Annotated in this window: 19 protein-coding genes; 10 read left to right on the top strand and 9 right to left on the bottom strand. The window is 58.2% G+C overall.

The genetic code is table 11. The features are described 5' to 3' along the window. Positions 1-41: 41 nt before the first annotated feature. Complete coding sequence (gene ribA, locus MARLIPOL_RS14430; RefSeq protein ID WP_012138966.1) at positions 42-659, top strand: GTP cyclohydrolase II; 618 nt, start codon at positions 42-44, stop codon at positions 657-659. Positions 660-715: 56 nt separating this feature from the next. Here the strand turns inward: ribA and dxs are convergent, their stop codons facing one another. The 4 genes from dxs to MARLIPOL_RS14410 all read right to left on the bottom strand — a co-directional run bounded on the left by dxs (position 716) and on the right by MARLIPOL_RS14410 (position 4,743). Then, positions 716-2,647 carry a 1-deoxy-D-xylulose-5-phosphate synthase gene (gene dxs / locus MARLIPOL_RS14425; RefSeq protein ID WP_012138965.1) on the bottom strand — a complete coding sequence of 644 codons (1,932 nt, stop codon included), beginning with the start codon at positions 2,645-2,647 and terminating at the stop codon, positions 716-718. A gap of 110 nt (positions 2,648-2,757) precedes the next feature. Beyond that, positions 2,758-3,657 carry a polyprenyl synthetase family protein gene (locus tag MARLIPOL_RS14420; protein WP_012138964.1) on the bottom strand — a complete coding sequence of 300 codons (900 nt, stop codon included), beginning with the start codon at positions 3,655-3,657 and terminating at the stop codon, positions 2,758-2,760. Next, complete coding sequence (locus MARLIPOL_RS14415; RefSeq protein ID WP_012138963.1) at positions 3,657-3,911, bottom strand: exodeoxyribonuclease VII small subunit; 255 nt, start codon at positions 3,909-3,911, stop codon at positions 3,657-3,659. Before MARLIPOL_RS14415 ends, MARLIPOL_RS14420 begins: the two co-directional genes overlap by 1 nt. A 55-nt stretch (positions 3,912-3,966) precedes the next feature. Beyond that, on the bottom strand, positions 3,967-4,743 hold the full coding sequence (locus MARLIPOL_RS14410) for an NRDE family protein (protein WP_012138962.1): 777 nt from the start codon (positions 4,741-4,743) through the stop codon (positions 3,967-3,969). Between the two features lie 85 nt (positions 4,744-4,828). Between MARLIPOL_RS14410 and MARLIPOL_RS14405 the strand changes: the two genes are divergently transcribed. From MARLIPOL_RS14405 to MARLIPOL_RS14390, 4 genes are all read left to right on the top strand, one after another. After that, a complete protein-coding gene (locus MARLIPOL_RS14405) occupies positions 4,829-5,626 on the top strand; it encodes a sulfite exporter TauE/SafE family protein (protein ID WP_012138961.1) in 798 nt (265 codons plus the stop codon). Between the two features lie 10 nt (positions 5,627-5,636). Beyond that, complete coding sequence (lgt, locus tag MARLIPOL_RS14400) at positions 5,637-6,425, top strand: prolipoprotein diacylglyceryl transferase (RefSeq protein WP_012138960.1); 789 nt, start codon at positions 5,637-5,639, stop codon at positions 6,423-6,425. Then, complete coding sequence (locus tag MARLIPOL_RS14395; RefSeq protein WP_012138959.1) at positions 6,422-7,261, top strand: thymidylate synthase; 840 nt, start codon at positions 6,422-6,424, stop codon at positions 7,259-7,261. The genes lgt and MARLIPOL_RS14395 overlap by 4 nt, the downstream gene beginning before the upstream one ends. A gap of 428 nt (positions 7,262-7,689) precedes the next feature. Continuing rightward, positions 7,690-8,205, top strand: coding sequence for a dihydrofolate reductase (locus MARLIPOL_RS14390; protein ID WP_012138958.1), 516 nt, complete (start codon positions 7,690-7,692; stop codon positions 8,203-8,205). Here the strand turns inward: MARLIPOL_RS14390 and MARLIPOL_RS14385 are convergent. Next, positions 8,184-9,722 (bottom strand): DEAD/DEAH box helicase, encoded by a 1,539-nt coding sequence (locus tag MARLIPOL_RS14385; protein WP_012138957.1) that lies wholly within the window; start codon positions 9,720-9,722, stop codon positions 8,184-8,186. The two genes, MARLIPOL_RS14390 and MARLIPOL_RS14385, sit on opposite strands and share 22 nt — an antisense overlap. Before the next feature lie 195 nt (positions 9,723-9,917). On the opposite strand from MARLIPOL_RS14385, the gene MARLIPOL_RS14380 reads away from it, so the two are divergent. Beyond that, complete coding sequence (locus MARLIPOL_RS14380; RefSeq protein ID WP_012138956.1) at positions 9,918-10,706, top strand: acyl-CoA thioesterase; 789 nt, start codon at positions 9,918-9,920, stop codon at positions 10,704-10,706. A 26-nt stretch (positions 10,707-10,732) separates the two neighbouring features. On the opposite strand, the gene MARLIPOL_RS14375 is transcribed toward MARLIPOL_RS14380, so the two are convergent. The 3 genes from MARLIPOL_RS14375 to MARLIPOL_RS14365 form a co-directional block, all read right to left on the bottom strand. Continuing rightward, positions 10,733-11,632: a haloalkane dehalogenase gene (locus MARLIPOL_RS14375; protein WP_012138955.1), complete on the bottom strand. Its 900-nt coding sequence runs from the start codon at positions 11,630-11,632 to the stop codon at positions 10,733-10,735. A 124-nt stretch (positions 11,633-11,756) separates the two neighbouring features. Continuing rightward, a complete protein-coding gene (locus tag MARLIPOL_RS18445) occupies positions 11,757-12,005 on the bottom strand; it encodes a hypothetical protein (RefSeq protein WP_082446191.1) in 249 nt (82 codons plus the stop codon). Between the two features lie 123 nt (positions 12,006-12,128). Next, complete coding sequence (locus tag MARLIPOL_RS14365; RefSeq protein ID WP_012138953.1) at positions 12,129-12,473, bottom strand: hypothetical protein; 345 nt, start codon at positions 12,471-12,473, stop codon at positions 12,129-12,131. A 123-nt stretch (positions 12,474-12,596) separates the two neighbouring features. Between MARLIPOL_RS14365 and MARLIPOL_RS14360 the strand changes: the two genes are divergently transcribed. Both MARLIPOL_RS14360 and MARLIPOL_RS14355 read left to right on the top strand, forming a co-directional pair. Next, a complete protein-coding gene (locus MARLIPOL_RS14360; RefSeq protein WP_012138952.1) occupies positions 12,597-13,673 on the top strand; it encodes an AI-2E family transporter in 1,077 nt (358 codons plus the stop codon). Positions 13,674-13,816: 143 nt separating this feature from the next. Then, positions 13,817-14,227, top strand: coding sequence for a peptidoglycan-binding domain-containing protein (locus MARLIPOL_RS14355; RefSeq protein WP_012138951.1), 411 nt, complete (start codon positions 13,817-13,819; stop codon positions 14,225-14,227). A gap of 70 nt (positions 14,228-14,297) precedes the next feature. Here the strand turns inward: MARLIPOL_RS14355 and ilvD are convergent, their stop codons facing one another. Further along, positions 14,298-16,133 (bottom strand): dihydroxy-acid dehydratase, encoded by a 1,836-nt coding sequence (gene ilvD / locus MARLIPOL_RS14350; protein WP_012138950.1) that lies wholly within the window; start codon positions 16,131-16,133, stop codon positions 14,298-14,300. Positions 16,134-16,307: 174 nt separating this feature from the next. Between ilvD and MARLIPOL_RS14345 the strand changes: the two genes are divergently transcribed. Both MARLIPOL_RS14345 and MARLIPOL_RS14340 read left to right on the top strand, forming a co-directional pair. Next, positions 16,308-17,564 (top strand): HDOD domain-containing protein, encoded by a 1,257-nt coding sequence (locus MARLIPOL_RS14345; protein ID WP_012138949.1) that lies wholly within the window; start codon positions 16,308-16,310, stop codon positions 17,562-17,564. 49 nt (positions 17,565-17,613) lie between these two features. Then, positions 17,614-18,192: an LON peptidase substrate-binding domain-containing protein gene (locus MARLIPOL_RS14340; RefSeq protein WP_012138948.1), complete on the top strand. Its 579-nt coding sequence runs from the start codon at positions 17,614-17,616 to the stop codon at positions 18,190-18,192. Position 18,193 lies beyond the last annotated feature (1 nt).

Here is an 18,193-nt window from a genome sequence, read left to right as displayed (position 1 = left end):
TAGAATGCGCGGCTTGATTGATTGAACCACGAGGAAAGACTGTGGCTGTTCGTTACATCCAGACCTGCCGATTGCCTACACCGTTCGGGGTCTTCGACATGCACGGCTTCGAAGAGCCGGACACGGGAAAGGAGCACGTGGCCCTTACATTGGGTGATCTGAACAGCAGCGAGCCGATGCTGGCCCGTACCCATTCCGAGTGCCTGACTGGCGATGCGCTCTATAGCATGCGCTGTGACTGTGGGTATCAACTGGAAGAGGCATTGCGCAGCATTGCCCGCGAGGGCCGGGGCATCCTGATGTACCTGCGTCAGGAAGGTCGGGGCATTGGTCTGTTGAACAAGATTCGTGCCTATCACCTTCAGGACCAGGGCGCTGATACGGTAGAGGCTAATGAGAAGTTAGGCTTTGCGGCAGACTTGCGCGATTACAGCATGTGCAAGGATATGCTGGAGCACCTGGGCATCGCGAGCCTCAGGCTGATGACCAATAACCCGCGTAAAGTGGACGCTCTGATGTCCTATGGAATCAATATTACTGAGCGCGTCCCGCTTCACGTCGGTCGAAACCCCCACAACGAGCATTACCTGGATACCAAGCAAAGCAAGCTGGGACACTGGCTTGAGACCCACCAGGACGATGATCCGCAAGAATCATGACCGGCTTTGCCCAACCGGAGCGCCTGCTTATGGCAGGGCGCCGGTCAGGTCTTTGATTATCTGACCGCTTTGAGGGTCTGGTGACGTAGCCGTTCCAGGCGTCTTTCAATTGAGCGGCGAATACCGTCAGCATCCAGTCCGCAATCGCTGAGCAGTTCCCCGTGTTTACCGTGATCGATAAAGGTGTCGGGTAAGCCTAGTTGCAGTACGGGCAGGCTGACGTCACGTGTGTTGAGAAACTCAGTGACGGCACTGCCTGCCCCACCGGCGATGGTGTTTTCTTCCAGGGTAACCAGCAGGTCGTGGCGTTCTGCCAGTGACAGGATCAGCTCTTCATCCAGTGGTTTCACGAATCGCATATCCGCTACGGTTACCCCCAGGGCCTCTGCGACGTCCAGAGCCGGTGTCAGCAAGGTGCCAAAGTTGAGAATGGCGACGCCACTTCCTTCCATCACCAGGCGCCCTTTGCCAATCGGCAAGGGCGTGAGCGCCTTGACGATTTCCGCTCCGGGCCCGGTTCCCCTGGGATAGCGCACGGCAGCCGGGCCTTCGAACATCAGTCCAGTGTGGAGCAACTGACGGGTTTCATTCTCATCGGAAGGCGTCATGACTACCATATTTGGAATGCAGCGCAGGTAGCTGATATCGAAAGCGCCTGCGTGGGTCGGGCCGTCTTCGCCAACCAGGCCGGCCCTATCAATGGCAAACAGTACATCCAGGTTCTGGATGGCGACATCGTGAATCAGCTGATCATAAGCCCGTTGCAGGAATGTCGAATAAATAGCTACGACCGGTTTGGCGCCGTCGCAGGCCAGCCCCGCGGCCAGAGTCACGGAGTGCTGTTCGGCAATGGCTACATCGTGGTATCGGTCAGGAAAGCGCTCGGAGAACGCCAGCAGGTCCGATCCCTCGCACATCGCTGGAGTAATGCCGACGACCCGCTCATCCTGCTCCGCTGCATCGCACAGCCATTGACCAAAAACATTAGCGTATTTGGGCTTGGAAGGTTTGGGTTTCACCGGTTCTGGCTTGCTGGCGGGTACTGGCTCAATCTTGTTGATGGCGTGGTAACCGATAGGGTCCGCCTCGGCCGGGGCAAAGCCCTTGCCCTTGGTGGTGACAACGTGAAGGAACTGCGGGCCGTCGAGCTCGCGAATGTTCTCCAGGGTTTCCACCAGCAGCGGCAGATCATGCCCATCAATCGGGCCGATGTAGTTGAAACCCAGTTCCTCGAACAGGGTGCCCGGAGCGATCATGCCCTTGAAGTGCTCTTCGGTCTTCTTCGCCAGCGCCATCAGATTGGGAGCGCCTTGAAGTACCTTTTTGCTGCTGTCGCGCACCTGGTTATAGGTTCGGCTGGCCAGTAGTTTGGCAAAGTAATTGGATAGCCCGCCAACGTTGCGGGAAATGGACATGTCGTTATCATTCAACACGACCAGCATGTCGGCATGCAGGTGACCGGCGTGGTTCAGTGCCTCGAAAGCCATGCCTGCAGTCATCGCACCGTCGCCGATCACCGCGATGCTCTTGCGTCCGGTGTTCTGCATGCGGGCGGCCATGGCCATGCCCAGAGCTGCGCTGATGGACGTGCTGGAATGCCCTACACCAAACGTATCGTATTCACTTTCAGCGCGCTTGGGAAAGCCCGCGAGCCCACCTTTGCGGCGAATGGTGCCCATCTGTTCGCGGCGACCGGTCAGGATTTTATGGGGGTAGGCCTGGTGACCCACATCCCAGACCAAGCGGTCCTTCGGGGTGTTAAAGACGAAGTGCAGGGCGATGGTCAGTTCGAGTACCCCCAACCCTGCGCCGAAATGGCCGCCGGTCTGTCCAACAGACCATAGCAGGAACGCGCGCAACTCGCGGGCCAGTTGCGTCAGCTGCTCTTCCGGCAGTTCGCGTAACTGGTCCGGAGTTTCAATCCTGTCCAGTAGCGGCGTATTGGGCCGCTGCGGCGGGATTTCCTTGAAAATATATGTGTCCTGCATCTGTTAGGGTCTTTCTCGATCTGTTTGGCGAATCATTTGTTGTCGGATTACGCTGGTGGCTAATCCGACCTACGGGGTAATGATAGTGTGCGCTTCCAGTCCCGGATCAATCAATGACTTCGGGCGACCACGTAATCCGCCATGGCTCTCAGCGGGTCAGCTTCCGGGCCGAAATCCGCCAGATGGTCGAGTGCGGTCTTCAGCAACTGCGACAGGAACTCCCTGGCGCCGTTATTGCCAAGCAGGGCCGGGAACGTGGGTTTGCCCCTCGCGAGGTCGGAGCCCTGGGGTTTTCCGATAACGGACGTGTCACCCTCAATGTCCAGCAGGTCATCCTGGACCTGGAATGCCAGCCCGAGAGCCCGTGCGTAGTCTGATAGCGCCGTAAAATGCTGGTCCGATAATGATTCTGCGGTCAAGGCACCGATGCGAACGCTGGCTTCGATCAATGCGCCAGTCTTGTGGCGATGCATGTTTTCCAGTTCGCCAATGCTCAGTTTTTTGCCCACGGACGCCAGGTCAATGGCCTGGCCGCCGACCATGCCTCGATGGCCACTGGCCGCAGCCAGTTCGCGAACCATGGCCAGCCGCGTGGCATCGGTCAGGTCGGGGGCTTCTGTCAACCAACCAAAGGCCAGCGTCTGAAGAGCATCACCGGCAAGGATGGCGGTGGCCTCGTCGAAGGCGATGTGAGCCGTCGGGCGCCCCCTGCGTAATTCATCGTTGTCCATGGCGGGAAGGTCATCGTGGATCAACGAGTAGGCGTGGATCAACTCCAGGGTGCACGCCGGGACCAGCGCCCGCTCTGAATCCTGGCCTACGGCACGAGCGGCCGCCAGGCAGAGAGCCGGTCGGATGCGCTTGCCGCCACCCAGTACGCTGTAGCGCATGGCCTCCTGCAGGCGATCGGAGGCCTGGCCTCCGGCTTCTATGCGTTTGTCCAGAGCGGCATCGACTCGGGCCCGTGCAGTTTCGAGAAAACTTTCCGCAATCAGGGGCTGTGCGGTCATCAGGCGGACTCATCCGGTGTGAAGGGGCGGGTTTCCAGGGCGCCATCGTTGCTCTGTACCAGCTGTTCAACACGCTGTTCCGCCGTTTTCAGGGCTTGTTGGCACTCGCGGGTCAACTTGACCCCCCGCTCAAAGGCGGTCAGTGACTGTTCCAGGGACAGTTCGCCCTGTTCGAGGTCTCGAACCAGCTTTTCCAGCTCATCAAGGGATTTTTCAAAGTCGGCGATGGATGATGCGCCTTGTTCACCGGCCATGGTAGGCCCTCCGGTTGCTTCGCGGGTTTTGGCGGATTATATCAAAGGTTGCGTCCTATCGCTGCCAGCAGAACTCCCGACGTTCGCCAGTTTGGCCCATGGGGCGCCAGCCCTGTTCGGTTACCCGGATTTCCCCGGCACGGCTAACGGACACGATCGTGGTGGCGCGGGTCCCGTAATCACTGCCGACGATAAAGGGCGACGACAGGAAGCGCTCGGTTTCCAGCCCGACGCCGGTGTCGGGCAGATCCCTGTCCGGCGCGGGTGTGGTGTCCTGCAGTAATTTGATCAAGGCATTATGAAGTGGCTCAGATGACCCTGCCGGCGTGTCTGCCAGCGTACGGGACATGGCGTGGCGAAGCTTCAGAAGTTTCGGCCAGGGAGTCTGGAGCAGGTGGTTGCTGAGTCCATATGTGCCCCGATGAACCTTGCGTCCGGGGTGGGCGTCGCGGTTACTGAAATACCAACCCGATTGCCCGTCCAGGTGAATCAGGTTGAAGCCGGAGTACTCGTCCTGATGTTGCGACAATCGCTGTTCGAGTTCGGCGCCGGAGAGGCCAAGTGCGTGTAATGGCAGCTCCCCGCGGCTGATTCTCCCGGGTTCGGCACTGCCTTCACGAACGTTGGTTACCGCAGCAACCTGGCCGTCCCGGTTGACTGCCAGCCAGGTTCCGCCGGACATCAGGTCGCGGCCAGCCAGAACCGGAGGCTGATCTCCCTCCTGCCACCAATCCATGGCTGCCGTGGGCCTGCGGAAAAATTCATCGCGATTGGCGGCAACCACAAGAGGGTAATCGGGATTCTGTCCCAGGGAAAAGGCAATCAGGCACATGGTGGTATCGATGCTCTCATAATGAACTCGGCGACGTCGGTGTGTATCATACCAGCCTTGTTTTCTGACTGCGTGTGGCTGTGCTATGACCCTGTTAAGCGTATTCGCCCTCTACCTTGCACTCGGCGCCTTTGCCGGGACGCTGGCCGGGCTGTTCGGAATAGGTGGCGGGCTGGTTATTGTGCCCGTGCTTATCTTCAGCTTTGGACTACAGGGTATCAGCACTGAGATCGCCGCACACATGGCCGTCGGCACATCGCTGGCAACCATCGTGTTCACGTCGCTGAGTTCCATACGCTCTCACCACCTGCACGGCGCCGTGCGCTGGGATATATTCAAACCGATGACTGCAGGTATTGTGGTCGGCGCTCTGGTGGGCGCCTGGACTGCCTCCCTGCTAAGCGGGCCGGCGCTGGAACTGATCATCGGTATCTTTGTCATTCTGGTGGCTGTGAAGATGATTCTTGAGGTGAATCCGAAGCCGGGGCGTGTCGTGCCAGGCTCCGCTGGGCTTGGAGCCGCCGGCGGTGGTATCGGGTGGGCCTCCGCAATATTCGGCATTGGTGGTGGCACCCTGACGGTGCCTTACCTGAGCTGGTGTAACGTGAACATGCAGCAGGCTGTCGGTACGTCCGCAGCCTGTGGCCTGCCGATCGCCATGGCCGGAGCCCTGGGCAATATCTGGACCGGGTGGGGGAGCGCTGAGTTGCCGGAGCTGAGCTTTGGCTTCATCTACCTGCCGGCATTGTTCGGTATTATTCTCACCAGCGTATTATTTGCCCGGGTCGGCGCAAATCTCGCACACCGTTTGAATGCCCGGCTATTGAAACGCATATTTGCCATCGTGCTGATCCTGGTCGGCATCCGCTTTCTTCTGAGCTGAGAGGTTTTTGATGCTGCAGCATCCGCAGTTTGATCCCGTGGCCATTTCCCTGGGGCCCCTGAAAATTCACTGGTACGGACTGACGTACCTGGTTGGCTTTATTGCTGGCTGGTGGCTGGGCCGGATCCGCGCCCGCAAACCCTGGTCGCCCCTGAATGAAGAGCAGGTGGGCGACCTGCTGTTCTATATCGCTCTCGGGGTCATTCTCGGTGGCCGCTTCGGTTACGTGGTGTTCTACAACTTTGATACCTTCATCGCCGACCCTCTCTGGCTGCTACGGGTCTGGGAAGGCGGTATGTCTTTTCATGGTGGCCTGCTGGGCGTCATGTTTGCCATGTGGTGGTACGGCCGTAAGGTGGGGAGCGGTTTCTGGAAAATGGCGGACTTTGTGGCACCGCTGGTCCCCATCGGCCTTGGTGCCGGTCGCATGGGTAACTTCATTAATGGTGAGCTCTGGGGTAAGCCCACGGACGTCCCTTGGGGCATGGTGTTTCCCCAGGCGCCGGACGCGCTGGCACGTCATCCGTCCCAGCTGTACCAGTTTGCCCTGGAGGGGGTGGTGTTCTTCATCATCCTCTGGTGGTTTTCCTCCAAGCCCCGCCCACGCATGGCGGTATCCGGCCTGTTCCTGGCTTGCTATGGCGTGTTCCGCTTCCTGGTGGAATTCGTGCGCCAGCCCGACGCCCAGATCGGCTACCTTGCCTTTGACTGGCTCACCATGGGGCAGGTGCTGTCGTTCCCGATGATCGTGGCCGGTGCCGGCCTGATGTTGATTGCTTATCGCAGAGGTACTGAATGAAAGCCTATCTCGACCTGATGAAAGACGTGGTGGACAACGGTCTGGACCGTGGCGACCGCACCGGTGTTGGTACCCGCTCCGTCTTTGGCCGCCAGATCCGTTTCGACCTGGAACAAGGCTTCCCGCTGGTCACCACCAAGAAAGTCCACTTACGCAGCATCATCCAGGAACTGCTGTGGTTCCTGCAGGGTTCCACCGATAACAACTGGCTGAAAGAGCGCAATGTTTCTATCTGGAACGAATGGGCCCTGGAAAACGGCGACCTGGGTCCGATCTATGGCAAGCAGTGGCGCAGCTGGCACTGCCCGGACGGCAGCACCGTTGACCAGATCAGCGATCTAATCGACCAGATCCGCAACAAACCCAACTCCCGCCGGCTGATCGTCTCCGCCTGGAACCCGGCAGAGCTCCCGGACGAATCCATCGGTCCCCAGGACAACGTCCGCCAGGGCCGCATGGCGCTGGCGCCGTGCCATTGCCTGTTCCAGTTCTACGTCGCCGACGGCAAGCTCTCCTGCCAGCTATACCAGCGCAGCGCCGACCTGTTCCTGGGCGTGCCGTTCAACATCGCGTCATACGCGCTGCTGACCCACATGATCGCCCAGCAATGTGATCTGGGGGTGGGGGAGTTCGTTCACACCTTTGGTGATTGCCATCTGTACCAGAATCACCTGACTGACGACATCGTGTTCGAGCAACTGAAGCGGGAACCGCGGGCTCTGCCTAAACTGGTTATTAAGCGGAAGCCTGAGTCGATCTTCGAGTACGAGCTGGAAGACTTCTCGTTTGAGGGGTATGAGCCGCATCCTGTTATTAAGGCTCCCATTGCTATTTGACCTCGTCTTGGGTCCAGTCCGATTAGTGTGGGGGCGGCAGGGTAGCGGGTGGGGCTTTCCGAAAAACGCCTCAAGGCATCCATGCGCGGCTTCGGCTCCGCCATCCATGGCTCCGCAGATTTTCGGAAAGCCCCACCCGCTACCCTGCGATCAAACGACAGAGCTAGAAGATCGGGAAAATTCAGCCAGGGTTGGGACATTTACTCAATTCTCAGTTGAAATAATTACACTAGTTTATTGGGGATCGGGTCAGCTAACTGTGTAGTCGAGTCGCGAGAGGGCGGGAAGGGGTGTTCAAAAATCTGCGGAGCCATGGATGGCGGAGCCGAAGCCGCACAGGGACGTCTTGAGGCGCTTTTTGAACACCCCTTCCCGCCCTCTCGCAGCCCCCAAGTCAAAAAAGCAACTCCCAGCCAAGAGATCAAAACATGAGAAAAGCCCTGATAGTCGCCATGTCCCGGAACCGGGTCATCGGCCGGAACAACAAGCTGCCGTGGTACCTGCCGGGCGATCTGCGTTACTTCAAGCAGGCCACCATGGGGAAACCGATCATCATGGGGCGGAAAACCTGGGATTCCATTGGGCGGCCATTGCCCGGGCGGATGAATGTGGTTATTTCCAGGAACCCGGAATGGGAAGCACCCGCCGGAACGGTAGCGGCAAAATCATTGGAAGAAGCACTGGTCAAGACCGAAGCTCAGGCTGAAATCGAGGGTGGGGACGAAGTGATGATTATCGGGGGCGGGCAGATCTACGCTGAAGCCCTGCCGATGGTGGATCGAATCTACATCACCCAGGTGCACGCAGAGGTTGAGGGAGATGCATTCTTTCCCGAAGTGAACTGGGATGAGTGGGAAGAAATCGGACGGGAGGATTTCTCCGCGTCCGATAACAACCCTTACGACTACAGTTTCGTCGTATATCAGCGCTTGGCTTCAGCCTGACGGGCAGGGCGCTTGCCAGCGGGCTTGCCGCCCTTGCCAGGAGGTTTACCCTTCGGGCCTGGGCCGCCACGGCCTTTCGGTCCCTTCTTGAAGCCCGGCTTGAACCCGGGCTTGCCACCTTTGCGGCCATCGCCCGGACGACCACCACCCTTGCGATCCCGGCGTGGAGGAGCTGCTGAAACTACTGGTAAGGCTTCCGGCTGTTCCAGAGGCATGGAGCCCGGCTGGGATGCTTCCATCCAGCAGGCCAGGGCGCCTGCCACCATCGCCATATCCATATCATTGCGCTCGGCAATTTCATCCAGCAGCGCCATGGACTTGGCCAGCTTGCGGTCCTCGGCAAAGCCTAGCAATTGCGCTTCGAACTGCTGCTCACGCATCTTCTTCAGATCCGTGGGCGAAGGCAGCTCATAAGCTTCCATGGGCGAGTTGGTGGCGCGCTCGAGGGTGCGCAGCCAGCTGCGTTCCCTCGGGGTAACCAGCAGGATCGCCTTGCCTTCACGCCCAGCGCGGCCCGTACGGCCAACCCGGTGAATATAGGCTTCGGTGTCGTAAGGTACATCGTAGTTGATAACGTGGGTGATCCGTGGAACGTCAAGTCCCCGGGCCGCCACATCCGTGGCCACGATGATGTCTTTCTTGCCGCGCTTCAGATCTTCGACTGTCTGCTCGCGCTGGCGCTGGTTAAGATCGCCGTTCAGGGGAGCTACAGCATGCCCGCGGGCAGACAGTTTCTCGGCCAGCAGTGTGGTTTCCGCCTTGGTGCGCACGAAAATGATCGAGGCGTCAAACGGCTCCACTTCAAGGATGCGGGTCAGGGCGTCCAGTTTTCGTTCGGCGTAGACCGGCAGCACGAACTGGGAAATCCGCTCAACGGTGCGGGTTTCGCTCTCGATTTTGACTTCGGTCGCGTTGCGCAGATAGGTCTGAGCGACTTTTTTGATCTGCGGCGGCATGGTGGCCGAGAACAGCGCACGCTGACAGTTCTCCGGTGTCTTGGCGAGAATGGCCTCAACATCGTCGATAAAGCCCATGCGAAGCATTTCATCGGCTTCGTCCAGCACCAGGGCTTTCAGGCTGTCCAGCTTCAGGGTGCCACGACGCAGGTGATCCAGCAGACGACCCGGGGTGCCAACGATAACCTGGGCACCGCGCTTGAGGGCTTTCAGCTGTGGATAGAAGTCCTGGCCACCGTAAATCGGCAGTACGTGAAAGCGGCTGAATTTGCTGGCGTAAGTGGTAAAGGCTTCCGCTACCTGAATCGCCAGCTCCCGTGTGGGGGCCAGTACCAGGATCTGGGGCTCGCTCACGGAAGCGTCAATCCGACTCAGCAGGGGCAGTGCAAACGCTGCAGTCTTACCGGTACCGGTCTGGGCAACACCCAGAAGATGGTTGCCGGCAAGCAGGGCAGGAATGGCCTGGGCCTGTATGGGAGACGGGGTTTCATAACCGACGGCGGTTACAGCGTCGAGAACGGCTGAATCCAGACCAAGTTCGGCAAAAGACAATTCTGACATTAATGTACTCGGAATTCGGAGGGTAGAGCATTGCGGGGCAATGCATGATGTGATCGCATTATAGCCCGTTTATGACTGCTTTAATACGCAAAATACCGTACGAGTCGTAGGTAGTTGCCGGTGAGGCCCATTGCGCTGCCGGATTTTATTGGGCAATCTCTCTTTTTTAAGATAGCAAGCTAACAGGAACGACAGATGAATTTTGATGATGTGCTGGCGGCCGGCAGGGCCGGAGGGGAGTTGGTGTTCACGCCGGACTGGGCTCAGGGGCGCGCAACATTCGGCGGCATTATCGCGGCGCTGGTGTTCGACAAAATGGAAAAAGTCGTGGCGCCAGGGCGCGCCATGCGGTCCATGCAAGTGTCGTTTGTCGGGCCGGTTACTCCGGGGGTGCCCGTTGAGATCGATGCGGACATTCTGCGGGAGGGCAAAGCTGTCAGTCAGGTTCAGGGTAGAATCCTGCAGGAGGGTGAGACGAAGCTGGTGTGTCTGGCCAGCTTTGGTGGGGACCGGGAATCGTCAGTGGCCGTTAGTCCGCTGCCGGCACCTGAATCAACGCCGGTAAGCGCGTGCCAGGGTTTGCCCTATATCAAGGGTATGACACCGGAGTTCACCCAGCATATCGAAATGCGCTGGGCTTTCGGTTCTTTCCCGTTCAGTGGCAAGGGCGGTCGTGAGATGGGGGGCTGGATGCAGTTCCGGGAGCAGCCGGAGGAAATCTCCGATGCCCATATTGTTGCCCTGGTGGATGCCTGGCCGCCTGCGCTCCTGCCTCATTTGAGCGAGCGTGTGCCTGCCAGTTCTCTGAGTTGGGCTCTGGATATCATGCACCCGCGTCCCGCGATGGCACCGGGAGATTGGTTGCTATACAAGGCGACGATTGATCAGGCTGGTGCGGGGTACGGACATACCCAGGCCGGCATCTGGACCAGCAAGGGCGAGTTGGTGGCGCTGAGTCGCCAGACGGTCACCGTGTTTGGCTGATACGCCCGCAGGTATGGGCGGCTCCCTCAGGCCGCTCGTACCGATTTCAAAGCATCGTTGATGATGCGGGCAAAATCCTCCGGGGAGTCTTCCTGCAGGAAATGACCGCCGCGCAGGGTAATATGGGGCTGACCATAGGCGCCGGGGATGCGTCGTTGCATATATCGGTCGCCGCCCCGGGTAATCGGGTCGCCACTGCTGAAACAGGTAATGAATGGCTTTCGCCACTTCTCCAGCACTTTCCAGGCCGCTCTGTTGGGCTCGCTGGCCGGATCATCGGGAGAGATCGGGACCAGTTTTGGAAATGCTCTGGCCCCGGCTTTGTACTCGGGGCTGGGGAACGGCGCCTCGTATGCCGCCAGTTCGGCCCGACTGAGAGCGCGTTCCGTACCCAGCTGCACAATGCGTCCTACCGGGAACCACGGGCTGTGAGTGGCAAAGGCTTTCCACATCGTGAAGACCGGGGGGATGCGGGTTTCTCCCGTAGGTAACATGCCGTTGCCTACGATAATGCGTTGAAACAAGTGGGGCTTTTCCGCTGCCAGACGCAGTCCCAGCAGGGAGCCCCAGTTTTGGCACACCAGGGTGATATTGGTCAGCTCGAGAGATTCCAGCCAATGGGTGAGCCAATTGATATGGCGCTGATAACTGTAGTCGGTCACGCTGGCGGGTTTGTCAGACTTGCCGAAGCCGATCAGGTCCGGTGCCAGCACCCTATGCCCCGCGGATGCGACGAGCGGAATCATATGGCGATACAGATACGACCACGATGGCTCCCCATGGAGCATAACCACGGGTGAGGCGGCTACCGGTCCTTCATCAACGAAATGCATTCTCAGGCCCGGTTCCACGTCCAGGTAGTGAGGTGCAAAAGGGTAATCCGGAAGGCTCTGGAAACGTGCCTCATCGGTTCTCAGAATACGCATGCCATCGACTGTCCTGACTGAGTGGTTGCGTGGCTGTAATGGTCGCAGCCTTAACTTCAATCAGGATAAAGCAGATGGAAAATTTGTGTGTTTGGTTTCGGTAACAGTGCGTTGCCGGATTGAATCAGGACGCAAGGCCGAACAGCGTTTCCGGATTATCGAACGCCGTCAGAGCGTCGTCACAGCAGTTAACTGCTCCGCAATCGTCGGCGGAACAAAGTCCGATGGTCTGGCAGTGAAAATCCTGGAAGCGTTCATTGTCATTGCGAAAAATGCGGGCGCGGGGCAATGTGGAATGACAATGCCCACAAAGTAATGTCGGAACGGCGCTTCCTTCAGCCGCTACGGCGCGGTAATGCTCTTGTTTACTCATTATAGACCTCCTCAGTATGTCTAACATAAGAGCCCAATGTGACATTTCAAATACAGGGGCGCTTTGTGTCAGTGATGAGAAGTACGTATACAAACTCCTTAATGTTCACTTTTTGCGGTGATTTCAGTTGTTTGTATCCGGAATGGGGCGACGGTTGGAGCGTTTGTCGTCCCAGTTCAGCTCTTTCGGGTTGTACCAGCCAATTCGATTCAGAACCTTGTCCCGGGTAGCCGGGGATAAGGTCGGCCACAATTCCTGAAACTCGTCCAGGCCCTGTTCCCGCTGTTTTTGCTGCTTGCTTTGCAGGCGGCGAATAATGCGCGGGAGTTGCAGGGCCTCGCCCAGTTGGCCGGGCACCCAGACTTCTTGCCCCATCACCTTTCGGCGATGGGTTCTGGCCGCCAGCACCTTGTTCAGGGCGGTGGCGGCATCAAGCGCGGTTTCGACAGTGAACTCTTCGTGATCCAAGGGGCGACCTGTTTTATTACTGATCAATAACCGATCACTATACCCTGAAAAAGCCTGCAGTGGCCACGGGCCGTGTTAGGCTATGGCCCAGCTATCGGGAACAGTGTGGGAGATCCTCAATCGATGTACGAAAAACTGGAAACACGGACTTTTCTGGCCATGCTGGTGGGCGTTTCCCTGGCATTTATTCTGTTGATGAAGCCGTTCTTCGGCCCCATTTTCTGGTCAGTGGCTATCGCGCTTATTTTCTATCCGGTACGGGAGGCGCTGTCGCGTCGACTGGGAGATCGTCCAAATATCGTTGCCCTGCTCACGCTCACTATTTGTATGGTGATCGTGGTAATACCGGTCATTATCCTGGTGACCTCCCTGATTGCAGAAGGTCTGGGGCTGTACCAGAAGATCCAGAGTGGTGAGATTCAACCGGGGGAATACATTGACAGGGTTAACCAGTCATTCCCGGCGATAGAAGCATTCCTCGCCCAGTTCGATATTGATTTCAAGGGGCTCAGGGATCGTGCTGTGAATGCCTTTCTGGGGGGGAGTCAGTTCCTGGCGAAGCAGGCCCTGGGGCTAGGCCAGAATACGTTCCAGTTTTTTCTGGGGCTGGCGTTGATGGTGTATCTCGCTTTTTTTCTGATACGGGATGGGAACAAACTGGTGGATTTACTGATTCGGGCATTACCCCTGGGAGATGAGCGTGAGCGTCTGCTGTTTGCCAAATTTGCCGAGGTCACCCGGGCTACCGTAAAAGGAAACCTGCTGATCGCTATTATTCAGGGTGCACTTGGCGGGCTGATCTTCTGGATACTGGGTATTACCGGGGCTTTGTTATGGGGCGTGGTCATGGCCATCGTTTCGCTCATTCCGGCAATTGGCGCCTCCCTTGTCTGGGTGCCTGTTGCCATCTATCTGGCTGCTGCAGGGGACGTCGTTTCCGCTATCGTGCTGACGGCCTTTGGCGCTATCGTGATCGGTCTTGCCGATAATGTCCTACGGCCGATCCTGGTTGGCCGTGATACCAAACTTCCGGACTATATCGTCTTGCTTTCAACGCTTGGGGGTATCGTCATGTTTGGCATTAACGGATTTGTGATGGGGCCTTTGGTTGCTGCCCTGTTCATGGCGTTCTGGGGCATTTTCATTCGTGAGTTTGGTGAAGTGCCGGTTGAGGCAGTGGATCCGGAATCCGATCAGTAACGCGAAACTGTGACCTGTATGGAATCGGGCGGGTTGGGAGATATGTTAGGCTGCCGGCGACATACCCCATTCATGGGGATAGGCTCCATCCAACAATAAGAGTCGATATCGTGATGATATCAGGTGATTCTCAGGAGAATTCCATGCCCGCAACAACACCGAATCGTCGTCCGGTGATCGCAGCCATAATTACCGCCGTATTGGCCATAAGTGCTGTGCCCGCGGCGTTTGCCAACAATACTGTAGCCCTCAAAAACGCGCTCTATGGCGCGGGTTATGACGTGGATAACGTCAGTAAAACGATGGACAGTGATACCCGTTCCGCGCTTCGTGCCTTCCAGCAGGATCAGGGGCTGAAAGCCACTGGTGAGCTGAATGAGGCCACCAAGTCGGCACTGGGTATGGTGCCGATGGAAGTGGCGGTTAATCAGGCGTCCGGTGACAATAATTCTTCCGCGAAGGGCGGTGAGACCGCTTCCGTGAAAGCAGGGGCCGAGCCGGAAAAGGACGACGCTGTTGAGGAGGATGAGGACGGCGGCTGGTCGCTGTTCTGATATCGGTGCTGTACCAAAAAAGCCCGCCAGGCTTGTGACCTGAGCGGGCTTTTTTTTGCCTGGACCGGACTTAATCGAGCTTGTCGAGATCCCGAACGGCGCCCTTGTCGGCACTGGTGGCCAGCAGGGCATAGGCTTTCAATGCGGCGGAGACCTTGCGATCCCGGGGGAGTTCAGGTTTCCAGCCCTTGTCGTCGCGCTCCGTGCGCCGACGGTCCAGTTCCCTCTGGTCGATTTCCACGTTGATGCTCCGGTTGGGGATGTCAATGCGGATCAGGTCGCCGTTCTCAATCAGGCCGATGGCGCCGCCCGCCGCCGCTTCGGGTGAAGCGTGTCCTATGGACAGTCCAGAGGTGCCGCCGGAGAAACGACCGTCGGTCAGCAGGGCGCACTCCTTGCCCAGGCCTTTCGATTTCAGGTAGCTGGTGGGATAAAGCATTTCCTGCATGCCAGGTCCGCCGCGCGGCCCTTCGTAGCGGATAATGACAACTTCACCGGGTCTGACCTCGTCGCTGAGAATGCCGGCCACGGCGGAATCCTGGCTTTCGAAAACCCTGGCCTTGCCTTCAAATACATAGATGCTTTCATCCACACCGGCGGTTTTGACCACACAGCCATCCAGAGCAATGTTGCCGTACAGAACCGCTAGACCACCTTCGGACGAGTATGCGTGTTCGACAGCGCGGATGCAGCCGCTTTCCCGGTCACCGTCCAGGGAAGGCCAGCGCGTAGCCTGGCTGAAGGCGGTCTGGGTGGGAATACCAGCAGGGCCGGCCTTGTAGAATTCCACCACTTCCGCTGGCGGCTTACGCATGATGTCCCAGGTTTCCAGGGCTTCGTGCATGGTTTTGCTGTGAACTGTTGGCAGGTCGGTGTTGATCAGCCCACCACGCTCCAGCTCACCGAGGATGCCCATGATCCCGCCGGCACGGTGGACGTCTTCCATGTGGTATTTGGGGGAGTTGGGCGCGACCTTGCAAAGCTGTGGTACCCGGCGGGAGAGCTGGTCGATCTCATTCAGTGTGAATGGAACGCCACCTTCCTGAGCCGCGGCCAGCAGGTGCAGGATGGTATTGGTGGAGCCGCCCATGGCGATATCCATGACCATGGCGTTTTCAAAGGCGGCCATGGAGGCAATGCTCAACGGCAGGACGCTGGCGTCGTCTTCTTCGTAATAGCGTCGGGCATTCTCTACAATCTGGCGACCGGCCTTGAGGAACAGCTGTTCGCGGTCGGCGTGGGTGGCCAGCATCGACCCGTTGCCCGGTAGTGCCAGGCCGATGGCTTCGGTCAGGCAGTTCATTGAGTTGGCAGTGAACATGCCGGAGCAGGATCCGCAGGTGGGGCAGGCACTGCGCTCATATTCGGCGACTTTTTCATCATCCGCAGTGGGGTCCGCAGCGATGACCATGGCATCCACCAGATCCAGTTTGTGCTCGGACAGCTTGGTTTTGCCGGCCTCCATGGGGCCGCCGGACACAAAGATGGTGGGAATGTTCAGGCGCATGGCGGCCATGAACATGCCCGGAGTGATCTTATCGCAGTTGGAGATGCACACCAGGGCGTCGGCGCAGTGAGCGTTGACCATGTATTCTACCGAATCGGCGATGATTTCCCGGGATGGCAGGGAATAGAGCATGCCGTCGTGGCCCATGGCGATGCCGTCGTCCACGGCGATGGTGTTGAATTCCTTGGCAACGCCTCCCGCAGCCTCGATTTCCCGACAGACCAGTTGGCCCAGATCCTTCAGATGGACATGTCCTGGCACGAACTGGGTAAAGGAGTTGGCAACGGCAATGATCGGTTTTCCGAAATCTTCGTTTTTCATACCGGTGGCGCGCCAGAGCGCACGGGCACCGGCCATGTTACGGCCTGCGGTGGATGTCCGCGAACGATACTGAGGCATGGGGTTCTGGTCTCTCTTTTGTTGCCTTTGACAGGGGTTGGGAGAACAGAGGATACCAGATTCGACTCTGATCGCATGGTTGTTTTACGGGACCGTGTTTACAATGAGTAACAATAGGGCCGAACCAGTCGTCTCTGAGGACAGAGCGATTGTGTAAAAGGAGAGAGTGTGTCTATGGCCGAACAGGAAAGCCTGTCGTTGCGTCGTCTCAAACAGTTTCAGCCTCTTAACCGGTTGACTGATGACCAGTTGGTACTGCTGGCAAGCCGGGCGGAGCGCCGGGTCCACGGCGCCGGGCAACGGGTGGTTGAACGGGGTGTACGCGATGGCATGGATCTGTTTCTGGTTGCGGGTACGGTAGAGTTGGCGTCGGCGGATGGCCGCACATCTACGATAGAAGCAGACAGTGAGAAGGCACAGAACCCGATTGCCCGTCTGCAACCACGAATCTACGATGTGACCGCGGTTCAACCTTGTGAATTTCTCGCCGTGGAGCAGGATGTCCTCAACCAGATGTTGCGTTCCGCCCCGGTCCAGCAGGTGGAGATGGAGTCCGGTACGGATTTTGGTAGTGGCGAAAGCGAGGAACATCGCCTGCTGATGGAATTCTACCTTGAGTTGCGTTCCAACCAGATGAGCCTGCCGAGCGTGCCGGATGTTGCCTGGAAGGTGCGGCGGCTTGTCGAGCGTGAGGACTCCAGTGCCGAACAGGTAGCTCTGGCGGTGTCCGCCGATCCTGCCATGGCGGCGAAGCTCGTGCGGGCCAGTAACAGCCCTCTGTATCGTGGATTCAGGGACGTCCGCAATGTGCGGGAGGCAGTGGTTCGATTGGGTATGCGGACGACCCGTCAACTGGTCACTGTCTTCGCCATGCGGGAAGTGTTCAATACCCGCCAGGCCTCCCTGCAGAAGGAAATGGATCGGCTGTGGCGGCATTCCAGGGAAGTGGCCGCCCTGTGTTGGGTATTGGCCGATAGCGCAACCCGGCTGAATCCGGAGGAAGCGATGCTTGCGGGATTGTTGCACGATATCGGTGTGGTGCCGGTCCTGGTTCAGGCGGAGCATCACGTCAACCTGTTTGCGGATCAGGCCAATCTGAACCATGCCATCACCGAGCTTCGGGGTGACGTTGGTACCGCAGTTCTGGAGAACTGGTCGTTCCCCGCAGCCTTTGTAGAGGCCGTGCGCCACGCCGAGGACTGGGGGTATGAAGATCGCAATCCGGAACCGCAATTGGTGGATGTGGTGATTGTAGCCCAGTTGCACTCGATGATTGGTTCCAGTCAGAATGCAGAGCTTCCGTCATTTGATGAAGTGCCAGCCTACCGCCGATTGGGCGAACTGGAACTGAACGCATCCCGGAGCCTGCAACTTTTGACAGAGGCTCGAGCCAGGGTGGATGAGGTTCACCAGCTTTTGGCAATTCACTGAGGTTGTGTGATGGTTGTTTCGGATTCAACTGACAGGTGACCGCCTTCCGATGAACGTGCCCCTCTTTCCACTGAACTCCATTGTCCTGCCCGGGGGGCGCATCCCCTTGCAGTTGTTCGAGCCACGCTACATCGACATGCTGACCCGTTGCCTGAAGGAAGATCGGGGCTTTGTGGTGGTAATGCTTCGTGAGGGGCTGGAGACCGCCAAAGAGGCGGCATTTTATGATATCGGTACCTATGTGCGGATCATCGATTTTCAGCAGCTGGATAACGGCTTGCTGGGTATTACCGTTGAAGGTGAGGGCAAGGTTTCTGTAGTTCGGAGCTGGCAGGAGTCCGATGGACTGAACCTGGGCGATGTGGAGCGCCTGATGGACGAAGCCAGCTGTGAGGTGCCGGAACGCTACCTGGAATTGCCTGCGGTGTTGAAGGCCTTGTTCCGCCATCCTGTTATCCGAGATCTGGATATGGAGGTCGACTACAGCGATGCCCGGGATGTGGGTTGGAGACTGACCGAACTGTTGCCCCTGGACAGCCGGGAAAAGCAGCAGTTGGTGGAGCTTCAGGATCCTATCGAAAGGCTGAGCCGGCTGCACGCCCTGCTTGAGGCGCTGGAGGAAGGGTGAG

This window comes from Marinobacter lipolyticus SM19 (assembly GCF_000397065.2).
Classification (GTDB): domain Bacteria; phylum Pseudomonadota; class Gammaproteobacteria; order Pseudomonadales; family Oleiphilaceae; genus Marinobacter; species Marinobacter lipolyticus.
This window is presented reverse-complemented; position numbering and strand designations above follow the sequence as displayed.